Genomic DNA, 23293 nt, shown 5'->3' with positions numbered 1-23293 from the left:
ATTTACAAAAAAAATTTGAGAATAATATTATGTAAAAACAACAGCTTATTTTGCCAGGCTACCTGCTCTGGTCTTTCTAACCTTTCCTTCTTTAACAAAATAGCTGAAGTAAACAAATACTGCCATAAATATAACAACAGCGAGGCCACCAACGATTGTTATTACATCCTCCGCCGCTCCGATAGGCCCTGTCACTGTAGAGTTGGATGCGTTTATCGCGCCGTTAAAGAAGTACGGATATTCAAGAGCACCGTAAAACATTATCGACATATAAGAACCCAGAACCAGCAAAGCTTTTGAGACCAGTTTGTATCTTTCCATGTAATAAAGCAAGAAGGAACCAACGAATATCAGAAGCACCACGATAAATATCGGATAGTAGTGCAGAAAATTATTGAATATATATCTCGTATAGATGTAAGTCGGAACAAACAAGAATATCAGTGAAATGACAAGAAACACCAGTGGAAGATAAGGGGAGTACATTTTAACGCTGAACAAAATGAACACTATTGTAAGAACCAGGAAGAATATCGCGATGAAATACATTATGTTAAACCCGTTAAGGAAGAATGTATAAGATGTGATACTAAGTGTTTTCAGGCTGATGCCTATAGCACTGACTGAAGACGTAAGCATGGAAACAGCTACGAATGCCACGATTAACGTTGAGATTCCATAGGTGATCATGAAAATTCTTTCAGGTTCCTTTTTTTCAATGAATTCAGAATACGCGAGAAATCCATTGTGTACAGCATAAATGACAAATGAAAATATCAAAGGAGCTACGAAAAGGGTTCCCACAGCAGGAACAAGTGAAGGATACGTGGCCTCAAGGTTTACAACATAAAATACCGCAAATGTCCCGTTTATCTCCCATATAGGAACGATATATGGCATGATTAATCCTTTGAACTTCTCATAGTTTAAGGCTGCAAGAAATGCCATGCCTACTTCTACCAAAAACAAAACAAGAAATGCTGCAAGGACACCGTAGTTGACGAAAAACGGAATTGCACTCATTTAGATCCCCTCGCCATCGTCGCGGGTTTTTCTCCACTGACAATCTTTCTCTCCCATGACGGATAATCCTTCAATTTCAATATAATGTCGTCATTTGTCAGTATTCTCTTGACTATGAAGACAGTGAAGATTGCTAGGAAAGTGTACATAACCATTACAAAAATACCAAGTGGTATTACCCAGCCAGAAAGGTTGGATACGGCATATGTTTTCACTACGTCATAAACGATCCAAGGTTGCCTTCCTACCTCGTCTGTGATCCAACCGAGTTCAAGTGTTATCATAGCTATTGCACCCATGAATATTGTGACATATGTCATGAACGAGCCATAAACCGGATCGAATATTTTGGAGAGTATTGGCTTATGCTTCCAGTTTTTGGATTTAGATAGGTAGTACCTGACTGCTATAGCGATTAAGCCCACGATTATAAACACACCAAGTACTATCCCGAATATTGTCATGAGATCAAAGGTTGTATGAACAAATAGTGGGGGCCAATCGGACTTCGGAAATGAACTCAATCCAGGTACTGTTCCTGACGCTTTCCCCGTGAGGAGTATGCTCTGCAACCCAGGAATCGGAACCTTCCATCCAAACATGTACTCATAAGCATTAGCGCGGGGAACAAGATCCATATCTAGAGCAGCATATTTTGCAGGTTCAAGGGTCCCGAGCATGCCCATTGATAAGGTTCCGCCTAAACCTACAGGGATAAAAACGAGAGAAACAAGGCCAAAAGCAATTTTCAATCCGCTCTTGAAATAATATTTTAGTTCTGCAGATTTTGCAAAAAGAAACTTTATCGCGAAGTATGCCAGGATAATGAATGCACCCGTGAATAAGGTAGAGCCTAAAGCATGCATTACCTCGATCGGTGTCGATGCGGTTCCGAAAACTGATAATGGGTTCAGCCCTATGAGAACCCCACTTTTAAGATAGGCACTTATATTAAAACCATTAGGGGTATTCATCCAAGCATTGACCATTATTATCAGAACGCCAGAGAGATTTGCAAAAAAGGCTATCATAGCACCAAAGAACATGTGTAGGTGTCTGTTTGCAATCTTATCCCAAGAATATACGTATACGCCAAGAGCGATACCCTCCATAAAGAACGCAAACACCTCGACGTAAAACGGCAATATAGCAACACTTGCGACGAGACCCATAAAGCCTGGCCATAAAACGAGCAATTGAACTGCTACAGCGATCCCTGAAGCTGTTCCAATAGCAAAGAAAATTACCATTGCCTTGGACATTCTCTTGGAAAGAAGGTCGAAATATGCATTCTTTCTTTTAAACCCAATATACTCGGCAACTACCATTATAATAGGCAAAGCAAGGGATATTGAAACAAACAAAATGTGGATACCCAGACTATAAGCAATCGTTATTCGGTCCATCTCAGTTGGAAGCATTTTCTTTCACCTCTTTAGAAACGATCTTGAATAAGCCTTTGAAATTGAAGAACCCTGCCCATAGGAGGAGTATACCAATGAACTCAGAATAGTAAAGAAAAGCGGGGAAAGCAGCAATATATAACGTTCCAGCGACGCTTACAACGATTACGCCAGCAATTATGCTTACCATTTTTATATTTCTTGTTTTGGTGTATGAATAAAATGATATTCCTATTAGCGCCACCGCCGCAGGAAAAGTGATAAAAGCAGAAAGAAGAGTCACGTAAAGGGGCAATAAACCAAAAACAACCCCGCTAACCAATATATTTCCTATGTTGGAGAATGCAAGAACGAGTACTAGGGCAATAGATGTAACGATTACGTATGCCGCATAGGCTTGAGTGATTTTCTTATTTCCTAGAAGGAGAACCGACCCAATGGCCAAAGCTTCTACAACCAATGCAACTATGAACAGGTATGACTTTATCAAGATCTGCGAATAAATTCCATCTGCAAAAAGAATTTCTAAAATTACTCCAACTGCAAAAGCCCATAGCCCAAGGGACCAAAAAATTATGCTTTCCTTTCTTTTTCTGAAGTAATCGTAAGTCATAAAAGACGCAAGCACAAACGTCAGTACGAATATTACTAAAGTCGAAAGTAGAACGATATTTATCATGATTTCACCAATCCCATGTCAATTTCTTATTTAAATGATAGGACATAAATTTACGCACTTTTGCGCATAGATGCACGACCATATTTAATGTCACTCTTTGACCCAATAACCTATTGAGGGCATTCGTATTATGCAACTAAAAATTGCTGTTTATTTCGAGACCCATTAAAACAATCTCCTATATATTGACCGCCTGTTTTTTTTGGAATAGTAATCTAATGGACCCTTCGAGTATGTCTTCTTTGGTTTCTGTGAAATCGTACACTTCCATGGCCTTTACAATGGCAACGGCCGTGCACTTTGATGACGCGTAGCTGTAGCCAATACCGGTTAAAACTACCTCTAAGCTACGCTCATCATAATTAATTTGTATAGAATCTGCTGGAAGTAAATTGCTGTATTTTTTCAATAAACTGGAAAGAACATCGAGGTTTGGTGCAAAAGTTTTCAGGATTATTCCTATGGAATTGCCAGCTTCTGCCCATAGGTCTGTCGTTTTGTTTTCATCCGAGGCAAAGAGATCGCTTACTAGACCGTCTAGAAGTATACGTGGGACAGGTATCGTGCCTGCTACCTTGTAAAGTCTGCTTAATTGCATGGCGTTAATTAGATTCTCAACCTGATACCCTCCTTCTTTGATGATCGAACAAGTCTTAATGGCATCAGTTATAGTTGAGCTTATTGTCCTTCCAGTGTCCTTAGCCTGAGTTTCGATCAGTTTCGCGGTCTCATTCGAAACAGAGATATTGATTCTAACCATCATTAGACGTCATTAAAGCCAAGTGAAAAACTTTCCTATACCATTATGATTTATCCTTGCATTAATTTAACCCGAAGAAAAGTTCTCAAAATTTTTTGTGTCGTTAGTGGGATTAGCTTTAACCGTTAAGTTACCAGATCTGTTTCAGTCTCGATCATAATCCTCGATCTGCAAAAAATTAATTAGTTTTGATTCCCTATACTCTAATGCATTATATAGCGATAACAGGTGGAGTTATCTCCGGCTTAGGAAAAGGAACCATTACATCCAGTTTAGGATATCTTCTAAAATCACAAGGGCTTAAGGTGACCTCCATAAAGATTGATCCGTACCTCAATTATGACGCGGGAACGATGAATCCGTACCAGCACGGAGAGGTTTTTGTTCTTGATGATGGAAGTGAAGTTGACTTAGACCTTGGCAACTATGAAAGATTTATGGATGTGAGACTGACCAAGGATAATAATATAACAACTGGAAAAGTTTACAAAGAAGTTATTGAAAAAGAAAGGAAAGGGGAGTACCTTGGGAGTACTGTTCAAATTATTCCCCATGTTACTAATGAGATAAAGAGGAGGATCCGTCTAGTTGCTTCTAGCGGTGATTATGATGTCATCCTAATAGAAATCGGCGGAACTGTAGGTGATATAGAATCAATGCCTTTTCTCGAAGCGGTTAGAGAGCTCGGGAGGGAAGAAGGAACAGGAAATTTTATATTTGCACACGTGACACTCGTACCTGAGGTCGGGCCCATGGGGGAGCAGAAAACTAAACCCACACAGCATAGTGTCAAGGCTCTAAGAGAGATAGGCATACAGCCCGATATGCTGTTCTGCAGATCCAAGAACCCTCTTACAATCGAGTCTAAAAACAGGATATCTCTTTTCACGGATGTACCACTGGGCGGTATAATTAGCGTTGTAGATGTGAAAAACGTATACCTTCTCCCAGAAAGCATAAAGAGGGAGGGCGTTATTGATTTCATTCTTAAAAAATTCTCATTACATGGAAATGAAGCCACAGATGAGTGGAAGACGTTCAAAGAGAACATAAAAAACCCGAAAGAAAGCGTGACAATAGCTCTTGTAGGTAAATATACAGAACTTCACGATGCCTACATAAGCCATAAGGAAGCTTTCACGCACGTTACTGGAAATACTGGAATTGATGTCAACATAAAATGGGTGGAATCTCTAGATCTAGAGAAAAGTTTGGAACCGTTAAAAGATGTTGATGGAATACTAATAGCTCCAGGATTTGGCCAAAGAGGGATAGAAGGAAAAATTCTCTCTGCAAAGTACGCCAGAGAGAACAACATGCCACTGGCGGGCGTCTGCCTTGGCTTCCAGGTTATTGTAATAGAATACGCAAGAAATGTGCTTGGTCTCAAAGATGCAAACAGTACGGAATTTGTACCGGATACAAAGAATCCCGTTATAGACATACTTCCGGAGCAAAAGGGGGTGACAGATAAGGGTGGAACAATGAGATTAGGTTCCCAGAAAGTTCTCATACGAGACCATACACTTGCGAAAGCCCTGTATGGAAAAAACGAGACATACGAACGTCACAGGCATAGGTACGAGGTAAATCCAGATTATATCGCGCGACTTGAACAATCAGGTCTGATTTTTTCTGGCGTGGATTCTGAGGAGAGAAGAATGGAGATAACGGAACTTAAGGGTGAAACTTCTCTCTTTGCAGTACAATTTCACAGCGAGTTCCTCTCAAGACCGATGAATCCCTCGAAGCTTCACCTTCATCTAGTGAAAGAGGCCCTTAAACATAAGGACAATTTGCTTCAAACAGAAGTGACAAGGTGAGCGCATATTCATATTTCTTAATAAAACTAAATCTGCATCAAAGAGATTTGAACAAAGAGAGTTTAGAGATGATACATTTTGGATCTTGAATCCTATCTTAAAAAATATCAACAGTCGATTATAAGTCAGCTTGAGAAAGAATACACCTTGGCAAAAGCGGTAAGAGCCAAGGGACTTGATGTATCAACAAAAGTAGAGATTCCCCTTGCCACGGATATGGCTGATCGTGTAGAGGAACTAATAGGTGTGCCCGGAATAGCCGAAGATATACGCAAGTTGTCGAAAGAAATGACCCGTGAAGAACTTGCGATAGAAATTTCAAGAAGCGTAGCCAGGAGGTACCCAGAGGCAGAAAAAGAAACGGCCCTTGACAAATCTGTTAGGGTTGGACTCGCGATCCTCACAGAAGGGATATCCGTGGCCCCACTAGAAGGTATTTCAAAGATTAAGATCAACAAAAATACCGATGGATCTACATATGCATCAATTGTGTACGCCGGACCGATAAGAGGTGCGGGAGCAACCGCGCAGGCTATGAGTGTTCTTATCACAGATATAGTTCGCAGGGACCTTGGTATAGGGAAGTTTGTTGCCACTTCAGACGAGGAGGATAGATACATAGAAGAGGTTCAGGACTACAACAGAAGAAAACATCTTCAATATTTTCCTTCGAAAGACGAAATCAGGGAAGTTGTAAAGAAATCACCCATATGTATAGACGGCGAAGGGAGTGAGGAAGAGGAAGTTTCCGGTCATCGTGATATGCAGAGAATAGAAACAAATCGGATACGCGGTGGAATGTGCCTTGTTCTCTGTGAAGGATTGATACAGAAAGCAAGGAAGGTCAAGAAGTATACCGACAAACTTGGATTAAGCGAATGGAATTTTCTTGGCTCAGGAGGGGAAAAATCTACAAATGAGGAAAAACCTGTAGAGCATGTTTCCGACAAATTTCTGAAAGATATAGTGGCGGGAAGACCAGTGTTTTCTCACCCTGGGAGACCTGGAGGATTTAGGCTGCGTTATGGAAGGTCACGCGTCTCAGGACTTGCTGCCGTATCTATAAATCCAGCTACAATGGTGATACTTGACGGCTTTATAGCTGTAGGATCGCAAATAAAGACCGAACTTCCCGGAAAGGCAGCCGCGATAACACCATGCGAGAATATCGATGGCCCAATGGTGCTCTTGAATGACGGGAGACACATTAGAGTCAACGATGAGAAAGACGCCAGGAATATAGCTAAAGACGTGGAACAGATAACAGATATTGGGGAAATCCTCATATCTTATGGTGAATTTTTAGAAAATAACAGAAGACTTCTTCCTGGATCATTCAACATAGAATGGTGGTTGGAGATTGTCAAATCTTCCGGAAAATCCATTGAAACAAAAAATAAACCTGATCATCTTGAGGCGGTTGCAATTTCCAGAGAGAATGGCGTACCGCTTTATCCAGATTATGATTATTTTTGGCACGATTTGTCTGTTGATGAAGTCTTATATCTCAGAGAAAAGGTCATGCAATCGTCCATAGACAAAAATATGCTCGTGATTCCAACAGACAGAAGAGTTTTTGACATTCTCGTTAAACTTGGAGTAGAATTTAGGTCGCACCTTAATATCTCTGTAGAAAACTATTATCCGCTTATCGTTTGCCTGGGGCTAGATTTAAAAGACGATAAAATCATTGTGAGAGAACAGGATACAAATGGAGATGATCCTATTTCGCTGGTCAACAAACTCTCGGGAATTAGGATAATACCAAGGTCTCCGACTAGAATAGGAGCAAGATTAGGAAGGCCTGAAAAAGCTGGCGACAGGAAAATGAAGCCCAAAGTTCATCTTCTATTCCCCGTTGAAAATTATGGAGATTCTCGCCGATCTCTCAAGAATGCGGAGAAGAATACACTTTCGGGATATGAAGTTGAGGTGGACCTTAGAAGATGTAAAAATTGTGGAGCTGAGACATGTGTGCCCAGATGCCCTAGCTGTGGTTCGCTTACAGAAGATACCCACACAATAAGAAAGGTGAAAATCAATCTTTCGGAAATGATTAACTCAGCAACAGAAAATCTTGGGGTAACCATTCCTGACAAACTCGAGATAAAAGGTGTTAAGGGATTGATTTCAAACAGTAAAACCTGCGAACCCATAGAAAAGGGACTTGTCCGCGCGCTGCATGACGTGACAATAAATAAAGACGGTACGTGTAGGTACGATATGTCTGATATACCCATAACGCACTTCAGGCTATCCGAGATTGGCCTATCTGAGGAGAGAGCCAGAGAACTTGGATATGAAATCTCTGATTTTATTGAAATCTTTCCGCAAGACCTTATTATGCCTCTCTCGTCAGCGGAGTATTTGTTGAGAGTATCAAAGTACATTGATGATTTATTGGTTAAATATTATGGCCTCGCCCCATATTATATGTGCGAAACGCCATCGGACCTAATAGGACAGCTTGTCATAGGTCTGGCTCCGCACACATCTGGAGGGATCGTTGGCAGAATTATCGGGTTCGCAGACGTGAGTGGCTGTTATGCACATCCGCTGTATCATGCTGCCAAGAGGAGGAACTGCGATGGCGATGAGGATAGTGTGATGCTACTCTTAGATGGACTCTTGAACTTTTCTAGATCATTCCTCCCATCTACGACTGGTGGGCTGATGGATGCCCCCCTTGTCTTGACAGTAAAACTTAATCCGGACGAAGTAGACAAGGAGGCCCTGAATGTAGATACGATGTACACATATCCGCTTCAATTTTATGAAGCCACAATTGAAGGGAAGATGGCCTCAGAGATTGAGAGTTTCATGACTACAACAGGGAAACTATTGCAGACCACGGGCGTTACCATGGGTATGGGATTTACAACTCGTACAGAGAAGATAGATTCTGGAGTCAAAATTTGTTCCTACAAATCCATAGGAACAATGGAAGAAAAGATCGAGAGACAGCTCTCTCTGGCACAGATTATAAGGGCAGTAGATGCCGACGATGTCGCAGTCAGGGTTCTGAGCTCGCATTTTCTTCCTGATATATTTGGTAACTTCAGAAAATTTTTCTCGCAGGAATTCAGATGCAGCAAGTGCAACACCAAATACAGGCGAGTCCCGCTTTCTGGAAAGTGCAGGAAGTGTGGCAACAAAAGTATAATCCTTACAATACATAAGGGTAGCATAGTGAAGTATTTGGACGAGACAATAAAAGTTGCACACGAATATAAAATGCCCTGGTATGTTACGGCTCAGGTAGAAAACATATCAAGAACGATAAAGGAGACATTCACAGATGATGATAAGCCAGAAATCACGCTGGACAAAAATCATGCCATGAAAATTGAAGAATTTGAGGGCGATGAGGAATGATTGGATCATTATTTGTCACAGGACCTGCAGGAACTGGTAAGAGCTCCTTCTCCGGTGCACTGAAAGAATGGTTTGTGGAAAGCGGATACGATGTTGCACTAGTCAACCTGGACCCGGGAGCTGAATACATCCCGTATGATGCGGATTATGATATCAGAGAAATTATTTCCTTAAGTGATGTTATGTCACAGTATAACCTTGGACCAAATGGAGCCCAGATAGTTGCATCCGATCTTATTACCGAAAATTCGGATGCAATAATAAAAGAACTCTCGGTTTTTGAAGATTACTATGTCATTTTCGACACCCCGGGACAAATAGAACTCTTTGCATTCAGGCCCTCGAGCCCCATTCTTATAGATCAACTAACTGGAGGCAAGGCTATGCTAGCGTTCATCACAGACTCCGTCCTATCAACATCGCCTTCTGGTTTTATTTCACAGAAATTGCTCTTTGGTTCAGTTATGTCCAGGTTTTACAAACCTATGCTATTTGTTCTCAACAAAACAGATCTTATAGACGATGAGCAACTTGATCAGATTATGAAGTGGGAGTCCGATCCAGATGAACTCTATGACGCCTATACAAACGAGAAAGATACCGGCATGAAGGATTATTTTCAATCCATATTGAAATCGTTTAAGGAGACTGGATTGATCTCAAAGGTCGTTCCGGTATCATCACACACCGGCCTAGGCATGGAATCGGTATATTCAGAAATGTCTCTTTTCTTCGAGGGCGGTGCGGATACCGACACTATGTATAAAGACGATTAAGAGTCTGTTTCGAGGATTTATCTTTAATTGAGAACTATTTGAAACTGATTTAGCGCAGGAACGTTGTTTTTGCAGACAAGCATGCTCGGAAATCTACAGAAAGGCGTCGCTTCAAAACGTTAAATATGGAATAAAGATTGTCAAATACGATGATCTAAATGAAAACCGCTTATTTTGAGCATTACGAAAATCTTAGTGACATATTCAATAATATATATAAAGAACAGGATCCTATAAGAGTATTCAAGAATTTTATCAACGGGAAATGGGTGGAGTCAAATTCCGGAGAATACATGAGTGTTAATTCACCCATTAACGGTGATTTAATTGCACGTGTACAGAAATCAACCAGAGAGGATGTGGAAACAGCAATCGATTCAGCTTATGAATCAAGAAAAAAGATCAGGGAAATAGCTGCCATAGAAAGGATTAGAGTCCTAAATAAGGCAAGGCACCTAATGGAGAGTTATAAAGATGACTTTGTTAATGTGATGATCCTTGAATCTGGCAAGACGAAAGATCTCGCTGAGGGCGAATTCAATACCGCTCTTCTGAGAATAAAATTGACGATGGAGGACGCAGGAAAGATGTATGGGGAGTATATTCCTGGTGACTGGGCAGAGGATAAGGTGAACAAAGTGGCCGTTGTTATAAGAGAGCCTCTGGGTGTTATTGCAGGTATTTCTTCTTTCAATTATCCTCTCTTTTCTATGGCTTCAAAGATAGTCCCGGCTCTTATTTCTGGTAATTCTGTTGTTGCAAAACCAGCGAGTGACGATCCAATCGTTTCCCTACTCTTTGTTAAAATTTTACAGGAAGCGGGGGTACCGTCGGGTACGTTGAATATAATAACCGGGATGGGAGGGGAGATTGGTGATTACATTGCTAAAAACAGCAAGGTACAGATGATCACATTGACTGGAAGTACGGCAACGGGCAAGCATGTGGCAGAGCTAGCCAGCATGAAAAAGTTACATCTCGAATTGGGAGGAAAAGGAGCTGCCGTGGTGGCGCAGGATGCTGATCTTAAACTAGCAGCGGAAAGGATTCTTGGAGGGTCACTTAGGTACTCAGGCCAGAGGTGTGATGCGATAAGCAGAGTTATTGTAGTTAAAGAAATTCATGATAAACTTCTTGACGAAATTTTGAAAATATTTGACAGCTACAAACTTGGTAGTCCACTTGATGACGGGATCAAAGTTGGTCCATTGATAAATATAAGAGCTGCAGAGAAGGTACAGGCCCTTGTGGATGATGCCGTACGAAATGGTGCTAGGTTGCTGAAGGGAGGTAAACACAAAGGAAACTATTTCGAGCCTACTTTGCTTGATGATGTTCCTCTAGATTCTAGAATAGCGTGGGAAGAAACATTTGGCCCTGTAGTTGTGATAATCAATGCCAATAACATTGATAACGCCATTGAGATTGTAAACAATTCGAGTTATGGCCTCGATTCATGCGTATTTACAAATAGCTTATATACCGCATGGCACGCGGCTAAAGCACTAGAAGACGGCTCAGTAACGATAAACGATTCTCCGTCTCACGGGACTGGATATTTTCCATTTGGTGGAAACAAGGATTCTGGCTTGGGTAGGGAAGGTATTGGATATAGTTTGGACGAGATGACTAAGGTGAAAACAATACAGCTTGATCTAAGTCCAATGGGTCCATCAAAAAGATTATCTGAGTAAGTAGAAGTTTCAAGATATTTTTTAATATCTTTTCCTGCGAATTCCAACAAAATTGTACTTAATTTCTTTTCACGAGTTTGTAACGATATTTGTTTTAGAATTTATGTTAAAAACCCCGCCCACTATGAATATTTTTTCCTGTGTATTATACCCTATCTGAACCACATCAATTGATTCGTTATGACTAAATAAAGTTCGGAAGACGTGATGTGAAGCAATTTTCTTGAGTATATATCTGACCTTATTAACGATAAACTTTGATTCTAAATTTTTGTCAGAAAACATAATAGTACGGATGACTGGATATAACTCACAGATCCTTCGCCCAGTTCCTGGATCTTTCAACCGCTTCCCGCCATTTATTGTATAATCTTGATCGATATTCCTCGTTCATATTCGGGTAAAATACTTTATCGGTCACACACAAACTGGCGAGATCAGAAATCTTCCAGAAATCCGTAGCTATACCAGCCATAAATCCTGCACCTCGCGATGTTGTCTCCAGGATCTTTGGCCGCTTAACGCTTATGTTTGATATATCTGCTTGAAACTGCATTAGGAAATCATTTGTTGCAGCATTCCCATCAACGTTTAATTCCTTTAGGTCCAAATTTACATCCTCTTTGATTGCTCTAAGTACATCGTTTGTTTGATAAGCTATGGATTCAAGAGCACTTCTGGCAAGAACTGCCTGCGTTGTGTCCCTTGTAAGACCTATTATGAGACCTCGTGCATATGGATCCCAGTAAGGGGCTCCTAGACCCGTTAACGCGGGAACAAAATAAACTCCGTTATTCCCATTGACGCTCTTTGCCATAGATTCCACTTCGTCGGAGTTTTCAAATAATTTCAACCCGTCCTTAAGCCACTGTATAGCAGCACCAGTCACGAATATGCTCCCTTCAATCGCGTAGGATACCCTATTTCTCTGGAAACTGTATGCTATTGTGGTCACTAAATTGCTGGTCTTTCGGGGTTTATCTCCGGTATTGACAACAACAAAAGATCCAGTTCCATATGTGTTTTTGGATTCTCCTGGGGAAAGTGCAAGTTGACCAACCAACGCGGATTGCTGGTCGCCAATCATGCTCGATATCGGTATTTCTACTTTAGTTACTGATTTATCACTGTACCCGTATATGAAACTTGAAGGCATGACCTCAGGAAGGATGTTTTTAGGTATTTTGAATATATCTAATAATTCATCGTCCCACTCAAGTGTATTTATGTTGAATAGCATCGTTCTTGAGGCGTTCGTATAATCCGTCAAATGCAATTTACCTCCGGACAGTTTCCAGAGCAACCAGGAATCTATTGTTCCAAAATTTAGATCGTTCCTTTTTGCCAGTTCACTTGCTTTTGGGACCTCACTTAAGAGCCACTTTATCTTGAATGCACTGAAATATGGATCAGGTATCAAACCTGTTCTTCCCCTAATTACATTATAGTCATCCTTCAATTCATCAAGAAGAGGTGAGGTTCGGCGATCCTGCCACACAATGGCGTTATGTATCGGTTTTCCCGTATTTTTATTCCACAGAACAGTAGTTTCTCTCTGATTTGTAATACCTATGGCACTTATGCTGTCGTAGTCAATATTTGCAGAAACGATGGCATCATTCATAGCATTCTTCTGAGCAAGCCATATCTCCTCAGGATTGTGCTCTACCCAGCCGGGATACGGAAAATACTGAGGGAAAGAATCATGACCTATCCCGCATGGTTTACCGGCAAAGTTCCAAACTATGGCCCTAGCATTTGTTGTACCTTCATCCAGAGATAGAATGTACTTGTCTTTTCTCACGAGAAACAATCATGATTGAAATACTTAAGCATTTGTCTATTGCAAAATATCGTATAATAAAGAGATGAAAATAAGAATCCAGCCCCAATATTTCAAGAGGGTATCAGATCTGACAAAGGAATTAGTCCGTGTTCCCATAAAAATTGCACTGTACATCGATTCAATAAAATTTATCGCCAGAAAAATTTAAATAGACGCCAATGCTTAATTCTTTAATTCTAACTCCTCAGTTTCTTAGGGTATAAGATTCATCGTTGCATTGGTAGCTGTATTTTGCTTGTTCTGATGATAGAATAGTTTATTAATGTGTATACCCTATTACTGTATATATGAATCCAGAGATACTCAAAGCTGCAAAGAAGATCGGAGAGGAGAGAGGCATTCCTGTGGAGGTGAAACCTAAGGGGAATTCCTATTATCTCTATAGGGACACAACGAGATGGGATAAGGAGAGAAAGAAGAGGGTCAAGGTATCGGAATACATAGGAAGGATCACTGAGTATGGCCTTGTCGAGCGCAATCGCAGGACCATATACGAATTCGGGAATTCCGAGCTCCTGCTATCAGCTGCTTCAGATCTGATCCCGGAGCTGAAACACAGGTTTCCAGATCACTGGTCAGAGATATTGGCCATGTCCATGATCAGGGCAGAGGAGGAGACCAATATGATAAGAAAGATCGAGAGCGGAGAGATGAAACAGAAAGATCTTATAATTGAGAGAAACAAGCTTGGAAAATTCGCAATACTGAGCAACCTGAGATCAGACCCGAAAGAGATATACGAACTCTACAAGTCACGGGAAGAGGTGGAGGTCGCATTCGATTCCATGAAGAACGAGCTGGAGAACGACAAATCGTATCTGCACACAACTGACGGCATCAGGGGATATTTCTTCATATCTTTCGTATCGCTGTATATCTACTTCAGCATCCTTGAGACGCTGAAGGAGAAGAAGCTCTCACAGAAAATATCTGTGAAGGATGCACTGTTCGAACTTTCAAAGATATATGTCATAGCGGATGGGGCAAGAAGATCTGTGGCAGAGATCCCTGATAGATCACAGAAGATTGCAGATGCATTTGGATTGAAGTTATACCCTAAGATCGTACGGAGTTAGAATCTTTAATGGAGAATGTACGAGGCACTGGTGATGTACATGTTCCGAGACGTTCTGTAATTACAACGCTTTCTGCCATGGGTTATTTTTTAGATGGATATGATTTGAGCGTTATTTCGGTATTTACGTTGGTCTTAGTTACTTATAAAATATTTCCGTATGACTCTTTAACTGAGTCTTTTGTAACTGGATCCGCTCTTCTCGGGGCTTTTGTGGGTGCGGTACTCTTTGGGCATTATGCAGATAGGATAGGACGAAGATATCTGTATATTTTCGATCTGGTATTCTTTGCCGTATTTGCCTTACTGACTGCATTTTCGACGAACATATACGAGATGATAATCTTCAGGTTCTTTGTCGGATGGGGGGTCGGTGCAGATTATGCTCTCAGCCCAGTATATTCGACAGAAATGTATCCTAACAAGAAGAGAGGGGCGGGATACGGTTGGGTATGGACGTTCTGGAGCATAGGAGCGGCGGCGGCATTTCTGATAGGATGGATACTCTACCTTCATGATCCTTTGACCGGTTGGAGATACACTCTTGGACTTGGAGCCATTCCCGCGGTAATAGTTGTCATCTTGAGGACAAGAATGCCCGAATCAACCAGATGGAAGGTTGTTGAAGAGGGTTTGATCCCTGGATCAAGCGTAAACAAGGTTGCAGAGAAGATAGGCATTACACCAACCGATCTGAAGGCGCTTCTTGATGAAAGACAGAGGGAAGTTAACATAGCCTCTGGGTCGTTGGCTTCACTTTTCAAAGGAGAATACGGAAAGCGTACTGCAATAGTATGGATTCAGTGGATAATGTATGACATTGCAGGCTATGGGATTGGACTCTATTCGCCCCTTATTCTAAAGGGCCTCGGAGTTTCTGGATCAACATCACTGCTTTTTTCGTTCATATTTTACATGCCTATTGGATTCCTAGGTGCATTTGGGGCGGTTATGCTCAATGATAGGGTAGGCAGGAGACCGTTGCAGATCATTGGGTTCGGCGGCATGGCCGTAGCGATGCTTATGTTCTTCTTTGCTTCTAGTGGTACCGGTGTATTGTTCCTCTCAATAGGAATACTGGCCTTTATCATTGATTACGGAATTGGAAACTTGGGCCCGGGTAACACGATGGGCTTATACGCAATAGAACTCTTGCCCACAAAACTTCGTTCATCCTCTATGGGTAGCGCCACAGGAATAACCAGAATTGTGTCGTTTCTCTCTGCATTTCTGTTCCCATTCCTTTCAAAACCAACGGTTCTTGGGCACGCGGGATTCTTTACGATACTGCTGATCATTATGGTGGGTGCTTTCCTCTTTACAATATTCTATACACCTGAGACGAAGGGGCTTACGCTAGAGGAAATTGCCTTGGCATCATATAAACATGAACATGGATTTCCAAAACTGGTGCTACCATCAGCAAAGAAATAAAAAAATGGGCTATATAAGTAGTCCTAATCTTTTCCACTCAATTATATTTTTCTTGTATTCATTTTTCGATTCTTCGTTTATCTTTCCACTGAAATTTTTACTTATATTTTCACTGATTTCCAGGACTTTAGCACTGCCTGAAGATTCCCGGAGGATGTCTATTATTGCAGCAGATATGCATGCATAATCGTCGATCTTACCTGAGTAGTATCTAGGAATCTTGAATTCAAGGGTCGAATACAGAATGAAAGTGAGAGTTGGAATGCGCATCATACCTATGTCAGTGGTCTTACGCCACTTGGAAATGATCTTATATGAAGGGGGTGGCAATTCTACAATAAAATTAAGGAAATTGATAATTTTATCTGCCATTCTCTGATCTAGCCTTTCGTAACGAAAGCCTTCATCGGACGGAACAAGCATTCTCGGGTGCCATTCTACCATAATCCTTACCTCATTTGTTATGTGTTCGAGAATTTCCTTTATCTTCACGTAATCTCTGCTCCTCTCGGAAAAAAAATGTTTTCTGTCCATATAAAGCAACTTTATTCCCTGGGCGATGTAACTCCTCAATAATACGTCCTTGTCTTGATCAAATTTACTTATAGTTTTTCTGAGCTGCATCTCTTGATTATATATCTTATACATATATCGTTTCTGTGGTGTATATATTTGTCTAAAAGTGGAAAATCTCAAAGAGCGATATTATATAACGACCTGATCTCAGGGATAATGTTTCTCGTAGGAAGTATTCTTTTCTTTCTCGGATCATTCTCTACTGGGATCGTATTATTTATCATAGGTAGTGTGGGAATGGTAATAGGCCCTGCCTACAAAATTGTAAGATGGAAAAGCACTAATTGAATCTTTTTTCGCCTGTATTGACTGTTAGCGCATTGCGGACTGGGCGCATAAGAAATTTAGCAAAAGCCCAAATGAAAACACGGGATTGCACGACATTCAATGTTTTTTTTCCGCCTGTTCGAATCTTTGTCACTTAAATGTCTACAGCCTGACATCATTCCAATAGCTCTGTTACCGTATCTCTTTACTTGAATAATGGTTTGTTCATTTTGAGTTAGCTGGCATTGAATCTAATGCAGGTCTTTTTCAGCTGAGAATGAACAAGCCTCTGATATATTCTACATGCTAAAGCATCGGAGGTTCCTGCTTCATCGATGGTGCCTTTATCATGACGTCCAAAGGTCCTATTCTATCTCACACCCTTTTTATCGGGCTTATCAGGCTTAAATTCCCCACTGCCCATAGGTATGTTCCCTACGTATCGTCGTTTCCAATAAATTTTTAGCTTTGCTCCATCTTCTGCGTGGTACAATGGGTCTAATACACTCACAGCCTGTTATTTTCCGAATAAATGATTTTAATAGGGAAAGGTAGAAAGTGCTGTTTCTGTTCTTTCTGATCTGTACATTTAGAAGACCATCAGATTTTTTGGGCTTGTCTAGGTTGTCTATTTGAAAGTATGAGTATGGGCTAATAGATTCTGTTAGAACTGGTAGAAGTTACAAAATACCTTGGAAAAATAGGATGGTAGTCTGCAAATGGGATTTTTCTTGGAAGGTTTAAAATATTGATCAAGAATAAAGTTTAATATGCTGCTGAAACTCGCAATAATTGGTGGCGGTATATCTGGCCTCTTCTCGGCTTTTTATCTTTCTCAAAGTGGAATGGATGTAACGCTATTTGAAAAAGGTGACCTGTCATCGGGTACTTCAGGTAGATTTCATGGTATGCTCCACAGCGGAGCAAGATATGCGGTGAATGATAAAATATCAGCCATTGAGTGTATTTCTGAAAACAAAAGGCTTAGCAACATCGCAGAAAATTTTATAGACGACACTGGTGGTTTCTTCGTGGCTGCAAATGAAAAGGAAGCCGAGTTTGGAGACCGATTAATGAAGGGATGTACGGATGCCGGTATAGAAACTAGAGAGGTAGATCCCGAAGTCGTGATGGCCAAGGAGAAAAATATCAAAGATATTAAAAGAGCAATATCTGTACCAGACAAAATAGTGAGATCGTATGAACTCTCCGTGGCTATTGCGGCAAAGTCAGTACTTAACGGGCTTAATGTGAAAACGTACTCCAACGTTAAAAGGATAAATGTGAATGATGGAGAGGCAAATTCACTTGAATATGAAAGATCCGGAAAAATTTACGAAGATAAATTCGATTATATCATAAACGCCACGGGTCCATTTTCTAATGAAATCCTTGAGTCCTCTGGACTGGAACGCGAGGAGATTGTGGCGTCTGCGGGGGCAATGGTGGTTTATGAAGGAAGGTTAGTAAACTCTGTAATAAACAGGATGAGGGAACCTTCGGATGGCGATATAATTCTCCCCTACGGCTCAGTTTCTATAGTGGGAACAACAGCCGTCATGGTCGACGATCCTAATAATTTCTCAGTTGAGGAGGAGGACATAAAAATGATGACAGATGACGCAGCAGTGGTTATTCCATATATTAAGAATCATAAATATAAGAGAATATATTACTCCATAAGGCCGCTGTCTGAAGACGAGGATATCGAGACAGATTCACGGAAAGTGAGCAGAAGTTTTAAAATTGCTAAAAATTCAAAGGCAGGTAATGTACTAACCGTTAAGGGGGGGAAATTTACTACCGGGAGGTTAATAGGAGAAAGCGTTGCAAGAATGATATCATCTGAGACTGGCGAGAAAGTGGATCTATCAGATTACAATTTTAACTACGCTTATTCGGACTATCTGTCTAGAGTTAAGAGTGATATCCCAGCTATTAACAAAATTAATGAGAGAAATGGTACGGTTGACGAGGAATTTGCGCAACGCGCAGCTTCATTTCTCATTTCACATTCAATCTCTATGGGTGATAAAGTTGGAATTTAGCGGTGAATTCAAACTTAATAGTACTAAGAGCGAGACCCTTGAGCGGTTAGCTGATTTTGAAAGAGTGGTGGGATGCCTGCCTGGTATAGAAAGCTATGAAAAGGAGGGAGATGAGTACGTTTGCAGACTGAAACTGGATGCTTCTTCTATGAAAACCTCGTATCTGAACACGATATCGGGAAAAATGTCGGTTAACTATGCTGGCATCAATGGAAATAGCCTAGACATAAACGGGAAGGGTAGAGTAGCAGGATCGTCAATCAAAATTGCGTTACATGTAGACATCAATGATGATGCCCAAGGTACATTAGTTAAATGGTCCGTTTCCGTAGATTATGGTATAATGTCCAAGCTCATTGGAAAAGAAAAACTTCAAACCGCGACCTTAGAAAATATAGACAAAAGCGTACAGTGTCTAGAAAATAGATTGACTCACTAAGATGTCTCGTTATTCATAAGATGTGTTTTTTCCAAACTTTTTCATATTCCCACAAATGATGTAATAATCTTCATAAATATAATTAAAAAACGATATAAGTGTTCTTTCCGGTATAATGTGATATTGGCAAGAGCATGAGATTCATAAAGCTAACTAGTTACCAGAATATAAATAAGAGTTCAATATTACCGTGATTAATGGTAGGGAACAGCATTCTGAGAAGGATCAGCTCTGTAGGGGAAAGAAATATTTTCCAGCGGCTTCTCGGATTTGTTGACATGGCCAAGGAATCTGTGCAAACCTTAAGTGATATGCTTTTCGCAGAGGACTTAAAAAGGATAGAGTTCAATGCGAGAATAAGAAATATAGAGAAGAGAGGGGACGATCTCTCAGTTACTGTTAAGGAGGAGATAACAGGTGGGGCAATAAGCTCAAGCCTCATGGATAACCTCATCATGCTGGTTGAGACCTGCGATGACCTTCTGGATACATCCTATTTCATAAGCAGAGAGTTAAGAAGGATACATGAGAATTCGCATAAGTTCGATGAAAATACGCTTAACATCCTGAATGTTACATATAATACTGGCAGGAATATACTGCTTCTGGCTAAAACAGCCCTAGATCATGTCCAGGTCATGCTTGAAACAAAGAGCAGGAAAGATATGGAAGATGCAAGAATAGAAATAGAATCCCTCGAGGAACAGGTAGACGATCTGAAGGACAATATGATAGATGCGGCTTACAACAACGCTGATAGGATACCTTATGTAGCATTTATCCATATAACGGAACTCGCGCACAAGCTTGATGATCTTCTTGACAACTGCGAGGATATAGCTGACCTACTGTTTACTATAAATGTTGCGATTACCAAATGAATGTTTTACACATACCTTATACTTGCCCTTGTCACGTTACTCGTTGCCTTCGTGTCAGGTAACAATCTTTCAGCAGCTGTGGGAACACTCATTGGGTCAAGGATACTTAGTCTCTACGGCTCAATTTTGATCGCGATTGCAGGTTTTGTTGCAGGTCTTCTTATACAAGGGGGGAGCCTTCATTCCACTGCAGTTCTGCTAATACCTGACAACCACTTTATCATTGCTATCTCGCTGGCAATTGCACTTGGAATTTTCGTGATTGCTGCGATAGTGCGAGTACCGCTTTCCCTTGTAATGGCCCTAGTCGGAGTCTCAATAGGGATAACATTAAAATTCGGTATTGCAAGCAACTGGCCAATCATAAGGGATATTGTAATAACGTGGATAATAGCGCCAATTGGTTCGGTTTTTGTAGCCTTTTATCTTAATAGAAGGTTCAATAAATTACAGCCAAAAGATGTGTGGAACTACGCTGTTTTTATAAAACTAATGCTCATTGCTGTTTCATTCTTCACTTCATTTACGCTCGGAGCGAATACACTTGGCTTCATAGATGAAATAGCAAGAGTGACCGGATACGAAGTTATATTTCCAGTAATCGGAATAATCGTAGGGTCATTTTTCTTAAGCAAGGGAGTCTCCAAGAGAGTTGGCCAGGAGATGTATTCAATGAGATATACAAGCGCATTCATATCTCTTGTAGTCTCTTCCGTTTTGGTTGAAGTTGCTACAATTTTCGGATTCCCGCTCAGCAATACACAGACACTTACATCGAGCGTGTTCGGTTCGGGTCTTTCGTACAGGACGAAGGCAATGGATGCTTTGCCCTACCTTTTCACAGTTGCCATGTGGGTGGTTTCTCCGGCGATCGGTATAATTTTGGGATATCTTGTTGCTTAACGACCGATAAATCTTATTATCAGGACATTACTATCTACTATTAGAACATGGAATTCAAAGCAAAATTTAAGATTCCTGCCTCACTCTGTACAAAATGCAGGGGTGCTAAACTTCTTTGCGGACTTTCATTTTGTCCTATTACTGTAAAGTCTATCGTTAAACCGAGAGTGAACATTGCTCAGGGAAACAGGATCAGCGGATCTTCGCCTCCCAGCGTATTTGTTGGACGATACGGATATCCCAAGGTAAAGGTGTACCCCTCTGTTCCGCAGGTTCATGGAGATACATCTTCCTACGAGAACCCAAAGGAATGGATGAATCTTCAACTGGAAGATTTTCTGAGCATGCGCTTATCAATGATTAGGGGCGGAACAGACGTTTATGTTCAGAACGCAGCAGATCCTGATAAGTTGTTCCGGGAGCTACAACTCATGGCTCTCTCTGAAAAATATGTTGAAGTCGACATGACCCTGGAAAAGAATCTTTCTGATATGTCTGTCATTCTTGACGAAAACACGCCACCCATGGGCCCATCCGCTCCGCTTTTGAAGTTCCAATCCGATTATTCCTCTCCCAGCTTGAGTGTCGAGAAAGTTTATGGAGACACTGATTTAAAAGCTATGGATGCAATGAAGTTCCTGTATTCAAGAAATGAAGATGTTTCAAAGATATCAAAAATCCTCAGCGTTGGAGCTATAGGAACAAAGAAAATGAGAAAGGTTGTTCCAACAAGATGGTCAATAACTGCAGTTGACAAGAACCTTTCCGATGATCTTATAGAGAAAAGCAAGGACTATCCACAGATAGACAAATTCCTGACGTATGTGAGAAGAACCAACGGCAACCTCTTCATAGCAATTCTTACCCCTTCTAACTGGATATACGAGTGGGGTGAAGCTTGGGGAAGAGGAACAACATGGAATCAGTGGGGGGAAGAGACTTACACAGAAATAGACAACGAGGGGTACTTTGGAAGGAAAGACTACCCAGGAATTGGCGGATGCTACTACTCGACAAGACTTGCCATTGGAGAGAAGTTGAATGAGATGAGGAGAAGTGGAGGTGCAATTACTTGGAGAGAGATATATCCTGGCTTCAGCCTTCCTGTCGGGGTATGGTATGTCAGAGAAAATATGAGGGAACTCTTTAAAATGAAGCCCGCAGAGTTTGACACACTTGATGATGCCCTGAGATTCATATCCAAATTCCTTAAGGTTCCTCTGGAGATCTGGTTACAGAAATCCGCTGTGGTAAAGACGTTAAAGTACAACAATCTGGAAAGATTTTTTTCGATTTGAAATGAAGATCATTGAGTACTCGGTTTCAAAGGCGATCTCTAAAAGCGGAATGATGGAACTAGACTATGCTATAAACCCTTATTCAGGATGTTTTCACAGATGCCTCTACTGTTATGCAATAGATTATACACACCACAAGGACGCCGCTTCGAACTGGGGCGAGATAGTTTACGTCAAGAAGAACATAGACCTTATTCTAAAGAGAGATATTATTGGGCTTCCAAGAGGCATTGTTGGGCTGGGTACAATAACAGATCCATATCAACCCGTAGAGGCAACATACAGATTATCCAGAAAGATACTTGAGATCCTGCTTAGAAATGGTTTTAGAGTAACGGTACAGACAAAATCTCCACTTGTTACGAGAGATGTTGATGTCCTATCACTGCACAGAAGCACAGCCGATGTCGGGATTACGATCACTACAATCAATCGAGCAAAGTCTCTTATGATAGAAACGAAAACGCCTTCACCCTCTGCAAGGATAACGGCTTTAGGAAAACTCAATAATGAAGGTATCAAGACTTGGATATTTTTGGGACCGATTATACGTAATTTCAACGACGATGATGAGAATTTAAGAGCTATCTTTGAAGCAGCTGTATCAACGGGTTCTAGAGTAATCTATGACTTTTATTCTTCATACAAAGGGGCAAATTCCATGATGGAGCGATATCTTCCTAGGCATGATGGCAGAAAAGAATTCAATGAATCAAATGTCTGGAAGAGGGAGGTTGTGGGACGAATAGCAAAGCTCGCAGAAAAGTATAATGTGGAATGCAACAGCCAGAAAGATGAGTGGTTGGTTGAGAGGGGCTATAACTTTGGCGAACTCCTCTGACTCAAAGTCAAAACCTTTTTTATAATAAGCTTCACTAGATTTCAAATAAGGTTAATTGCCTCGCAATTTCTTTTGAGTAGAACAGGCAGACCCATGAAACCAGATGTGAAAACTGTGCGAAACTAAAAATGTCATTTGATCTTCAAATACCT

General features: G+C 40.9%; 19 protein-coding genes. 13 read left to right on the top strand and 6 right to left on the bottom strand.

Going from position 1 to position 23293, the window contains the following annotated elements:
* Positions 1 to 45 precede the first annotated feature (45 nt).
* From LVQ96_00975 to LVQ96_00960, 4 genes are all read right to left on the bottom strand, one after another.
* On the bottom strand, positions 46 to 1023 hold the full coding sequence (locus LVQ96_00975; protein ID MCW6169729.1) for a hypothetical protein: 978 nt from the start codon (positions 1021 to 1023) through the stop codon (positions 46 to 48).
* Positions 1020 to 2444, bottom strand: a complete 1425-nt coding sequence (locus LVQ96_00970) for a cytochrome ubiquinol oxidase subunit I (GenBank protein ID MCW6169728.1) — start codon at positions 2442 to 2444, stop codon at positions 1020 to 1022. The genes LVQ96_00975 and LVQ96_00970 overlap by 4 nt, the downstream gene beginning before the upstream one ends.
* Positions 2431 to 3105: a hypothetical protein gene (locus tag LVQ96_00965; GenBank protein MCW6169727.1), complete on the bottom strand. Its 675-nt coding sequence runs from the start codon at positions 3103 to 3105 to the stop codon at positions 2431 to 2433. The genes LVQ96_00970 and LVQ96_00965 overlap by 14 nt, the downstream gene beginning before the upstream one ends.
* 178 nt (positions 3106 to 3283) lie before the next feature.
* Entirely contained in the window at positions 3284 to 3868 is a 585-nt protein-coding gene (locus tag LVQ96_00960) for a hypothetical protein (protein MCW6169726.1), read from the bottom strand.
* A gap of 203 nt (positions 3869 to 4071) precedes the next feature.
* Here LVQ96_00960 and LVQ96_00955 point away from each other — a divergent pair, with 203 nt between their 5' ends.
* From LVQ96_00955 to LVQ96_00940, 4 genes are all read left to right on the top strand, one after another.
* Positions 4072 to 5688: a CTP synthase gene (locus LVQ96_00955; protein ID MCW6169725.1), complete on the top strand. Its 1617-nt coding sequence runs from the start codon at positions 4072 to 4074 to the stop codon at positions 5686 to 5688.
* Between the two features lie 78 nt (positions 5689 to 5766).
* Entirely contained in the window at positions 5767 to 9063 is a 3297-nt protein-coding gene (locus LVQ96_00950) for a DNA polymerase II large subunit (protein ID MCW6169724.1), read from the top strand.
* Positions 9060 to 9839, top strand: a complete 780-nt coding sequence (locus LVQ96_00945; GenBank protein ID MCW6169723.1) for an ATP/GTP-binding protein — start codon at positions 9060 to 9062, stop codon at positions 9837 to 9839. The genes LVQ96_00950 and LVQ96_00945 overlap by 4 nt, the downstream gene beginning before the upstream one ends.
* 158 nt (positions 9840 to 9997) lie before the next feature.
* Positions 9998 to 11533, top strand: coding sequence for an aldehyde dehydrogenase family protein (locus LVQ96_00940; protein MCW6169722.1), 1536 nt, complete (start codon positions 9998 to 10000; stop codon positions 11531 to 11533).
* Positions 11534 to 11843: 310 nt separating this feature from the next.
* Here LVQ96_00940 and glpK read toward each other — a convergent pair whose 3' ends face one another.
* Positions 11844 to 13337: a glycerol kinase GlpK gene (gene glpK / locus LVQ96_00935; protein MCW6169721.1), complete on the bottom strand. Its 1494-nt coding sequence runs from the start codon at positions 13335 to 13337 to the stop codon at positions 11844 to 11846.
* Between the two features lie 329 nt (positions 13338 to 13666).
* On the opposite strand from glpK, the gene LVQ96_00930 reads away from it, so the two are divergent.
* Together LVQ96_00930 and LVQ96_00925 are read left to right on the top strand one after the other, a co-directional pair.
* Entirely contained in the window at positions 13667 to 14455 is a 789-nt protein-coding gene (locus LVQ96_00930) for a hypothetical protein (protein ID MCW6169720.1), read from the top strand.
* Between the two features lie 8 nt (positions 14456 to 14463).
* Positions 14464 to 15888, top strand: a complete 1425-nt coding sequence (locus LVQ96_00925; GenBank protein MCW6169719.1) for a sugar porter family MFS transporter — start codon at positions 14464 to 14466, stop codon at positions 15886 to 15888.
* A gap of 9 nt (positions 15889 to 15897) precedes the next feature.
* On the opposite strand, the gene LVQ96_00920 is transcribed toward LVQ96_00925, so the two are convergent.
* Positions 15898 to 16512: a hypothetical protein gene (locus LVQ96_00920; protein MCW6169718.1), complete on the bottom strand. Its 615-nt coding sequence runs from the start codon at positions 16510 to 16512 to the stop codon at positions 15898 to 15900.
* Positions 16513 to 16560: 48 nt separating this feature from the next.
* Here LVQ96_00920 and LVQ96_00915 point away from each other — a divergent pair, with 48 nt between their 5' ends.
* The 7 genes from LVQ96_00915 (at position 16561) to LVQ96_00885 (ending at position 23141) form a co-directional block, all read left to right on the top strand.
* Positions 16561 to 16752: a YrhK family protein gene (locus LVQ96_00915; GenBank protein ID MCW6169717.1), complete on the top strand. Its 192-nt coding sequence runs from the start codon at positions 16561 to 16563 to the stop codon at positions 16750 to 16752.
* A gap of 749 nt (positions 16753 to 17501) precedes the next feature.
* On the top strand, positions 17502 to 18779 hold the full coding sequence (locus LVQ96_00910) for an FAD-dependent oxidoreductase (protein MCW6169716.1): 1278 nt from the start codon (positions 17502 to 17504) through the stop codon (positions 18777 to 18779).
* On the top strand, positions 18769 to 19218 hold the full coding sequence (locus tag LVQ96_00905) for a hypothetical protein (GenBank protein ID MCW6169715.1): 450 nt from the start codon (positions 18769 to 18771) through the stop codon (positions 19216 to 19218). The genes LVQ96_00910 and LVQ96_00905 overlap by 11 nt, the downstream gene beginning before the upstream one ends.
* A 197-nt stretch (positions 19219 to 19415) precedes the next feature.
* On the top strand, positions 19416 to 20099 hold the full coding sequence (locus LVQ96_00900) for a DUF47 family protein (GenBank protein MCW6169714.1): 684 nt from the start codon (positions 19416 to 19418) through the stop codon (positions 20097 to 20099).
* Positions 20100 to 21002, top strand: a complete 903-nt coding sequence (locus LVQ96_00895) for an inorganic phosphate transporter (GenBank protein MCW6169713.1) — start codon at positions 20100 to 20102, stop codon at positions 21000 to 21002.
* 47 nt (positions 21003 to 21049) lie between these two features.
* Positions 21050 to 22300, top strand: coding sequence for an Nre family DNA repair protein (locus LVQ96_00890; GenBank protein MCW6169712.1), 1251 nt, complete (start codon positions 21050 to 21052; stop codon positions 22298 to 22300).
* 1 nt (position 22301) lies between these two features.
* Positions 22302 to 23141, top strand: coding sequence for a radical SAM protein (locus LVQ96_00885; GenBank protein MCW6169711.1), 840 nt, complete (start codon positions 22302 to 22304; stop codon positions 23139 to 23141).
* Positions 23142 to 23293 lie beyond the last annotated feature (152 nt).

Source organism: Thermoplasmatales archaeon, assembly GCA_026127925.1.
GTDB lineage: Archaea > Thermoplasmatota > Thermoplasmata > Thermoplasmatales > Thermoplasmataceae > JAKAYB01.
This window is presented reverse-complemented; position numbering and strand designations above follow the sequence as displayed.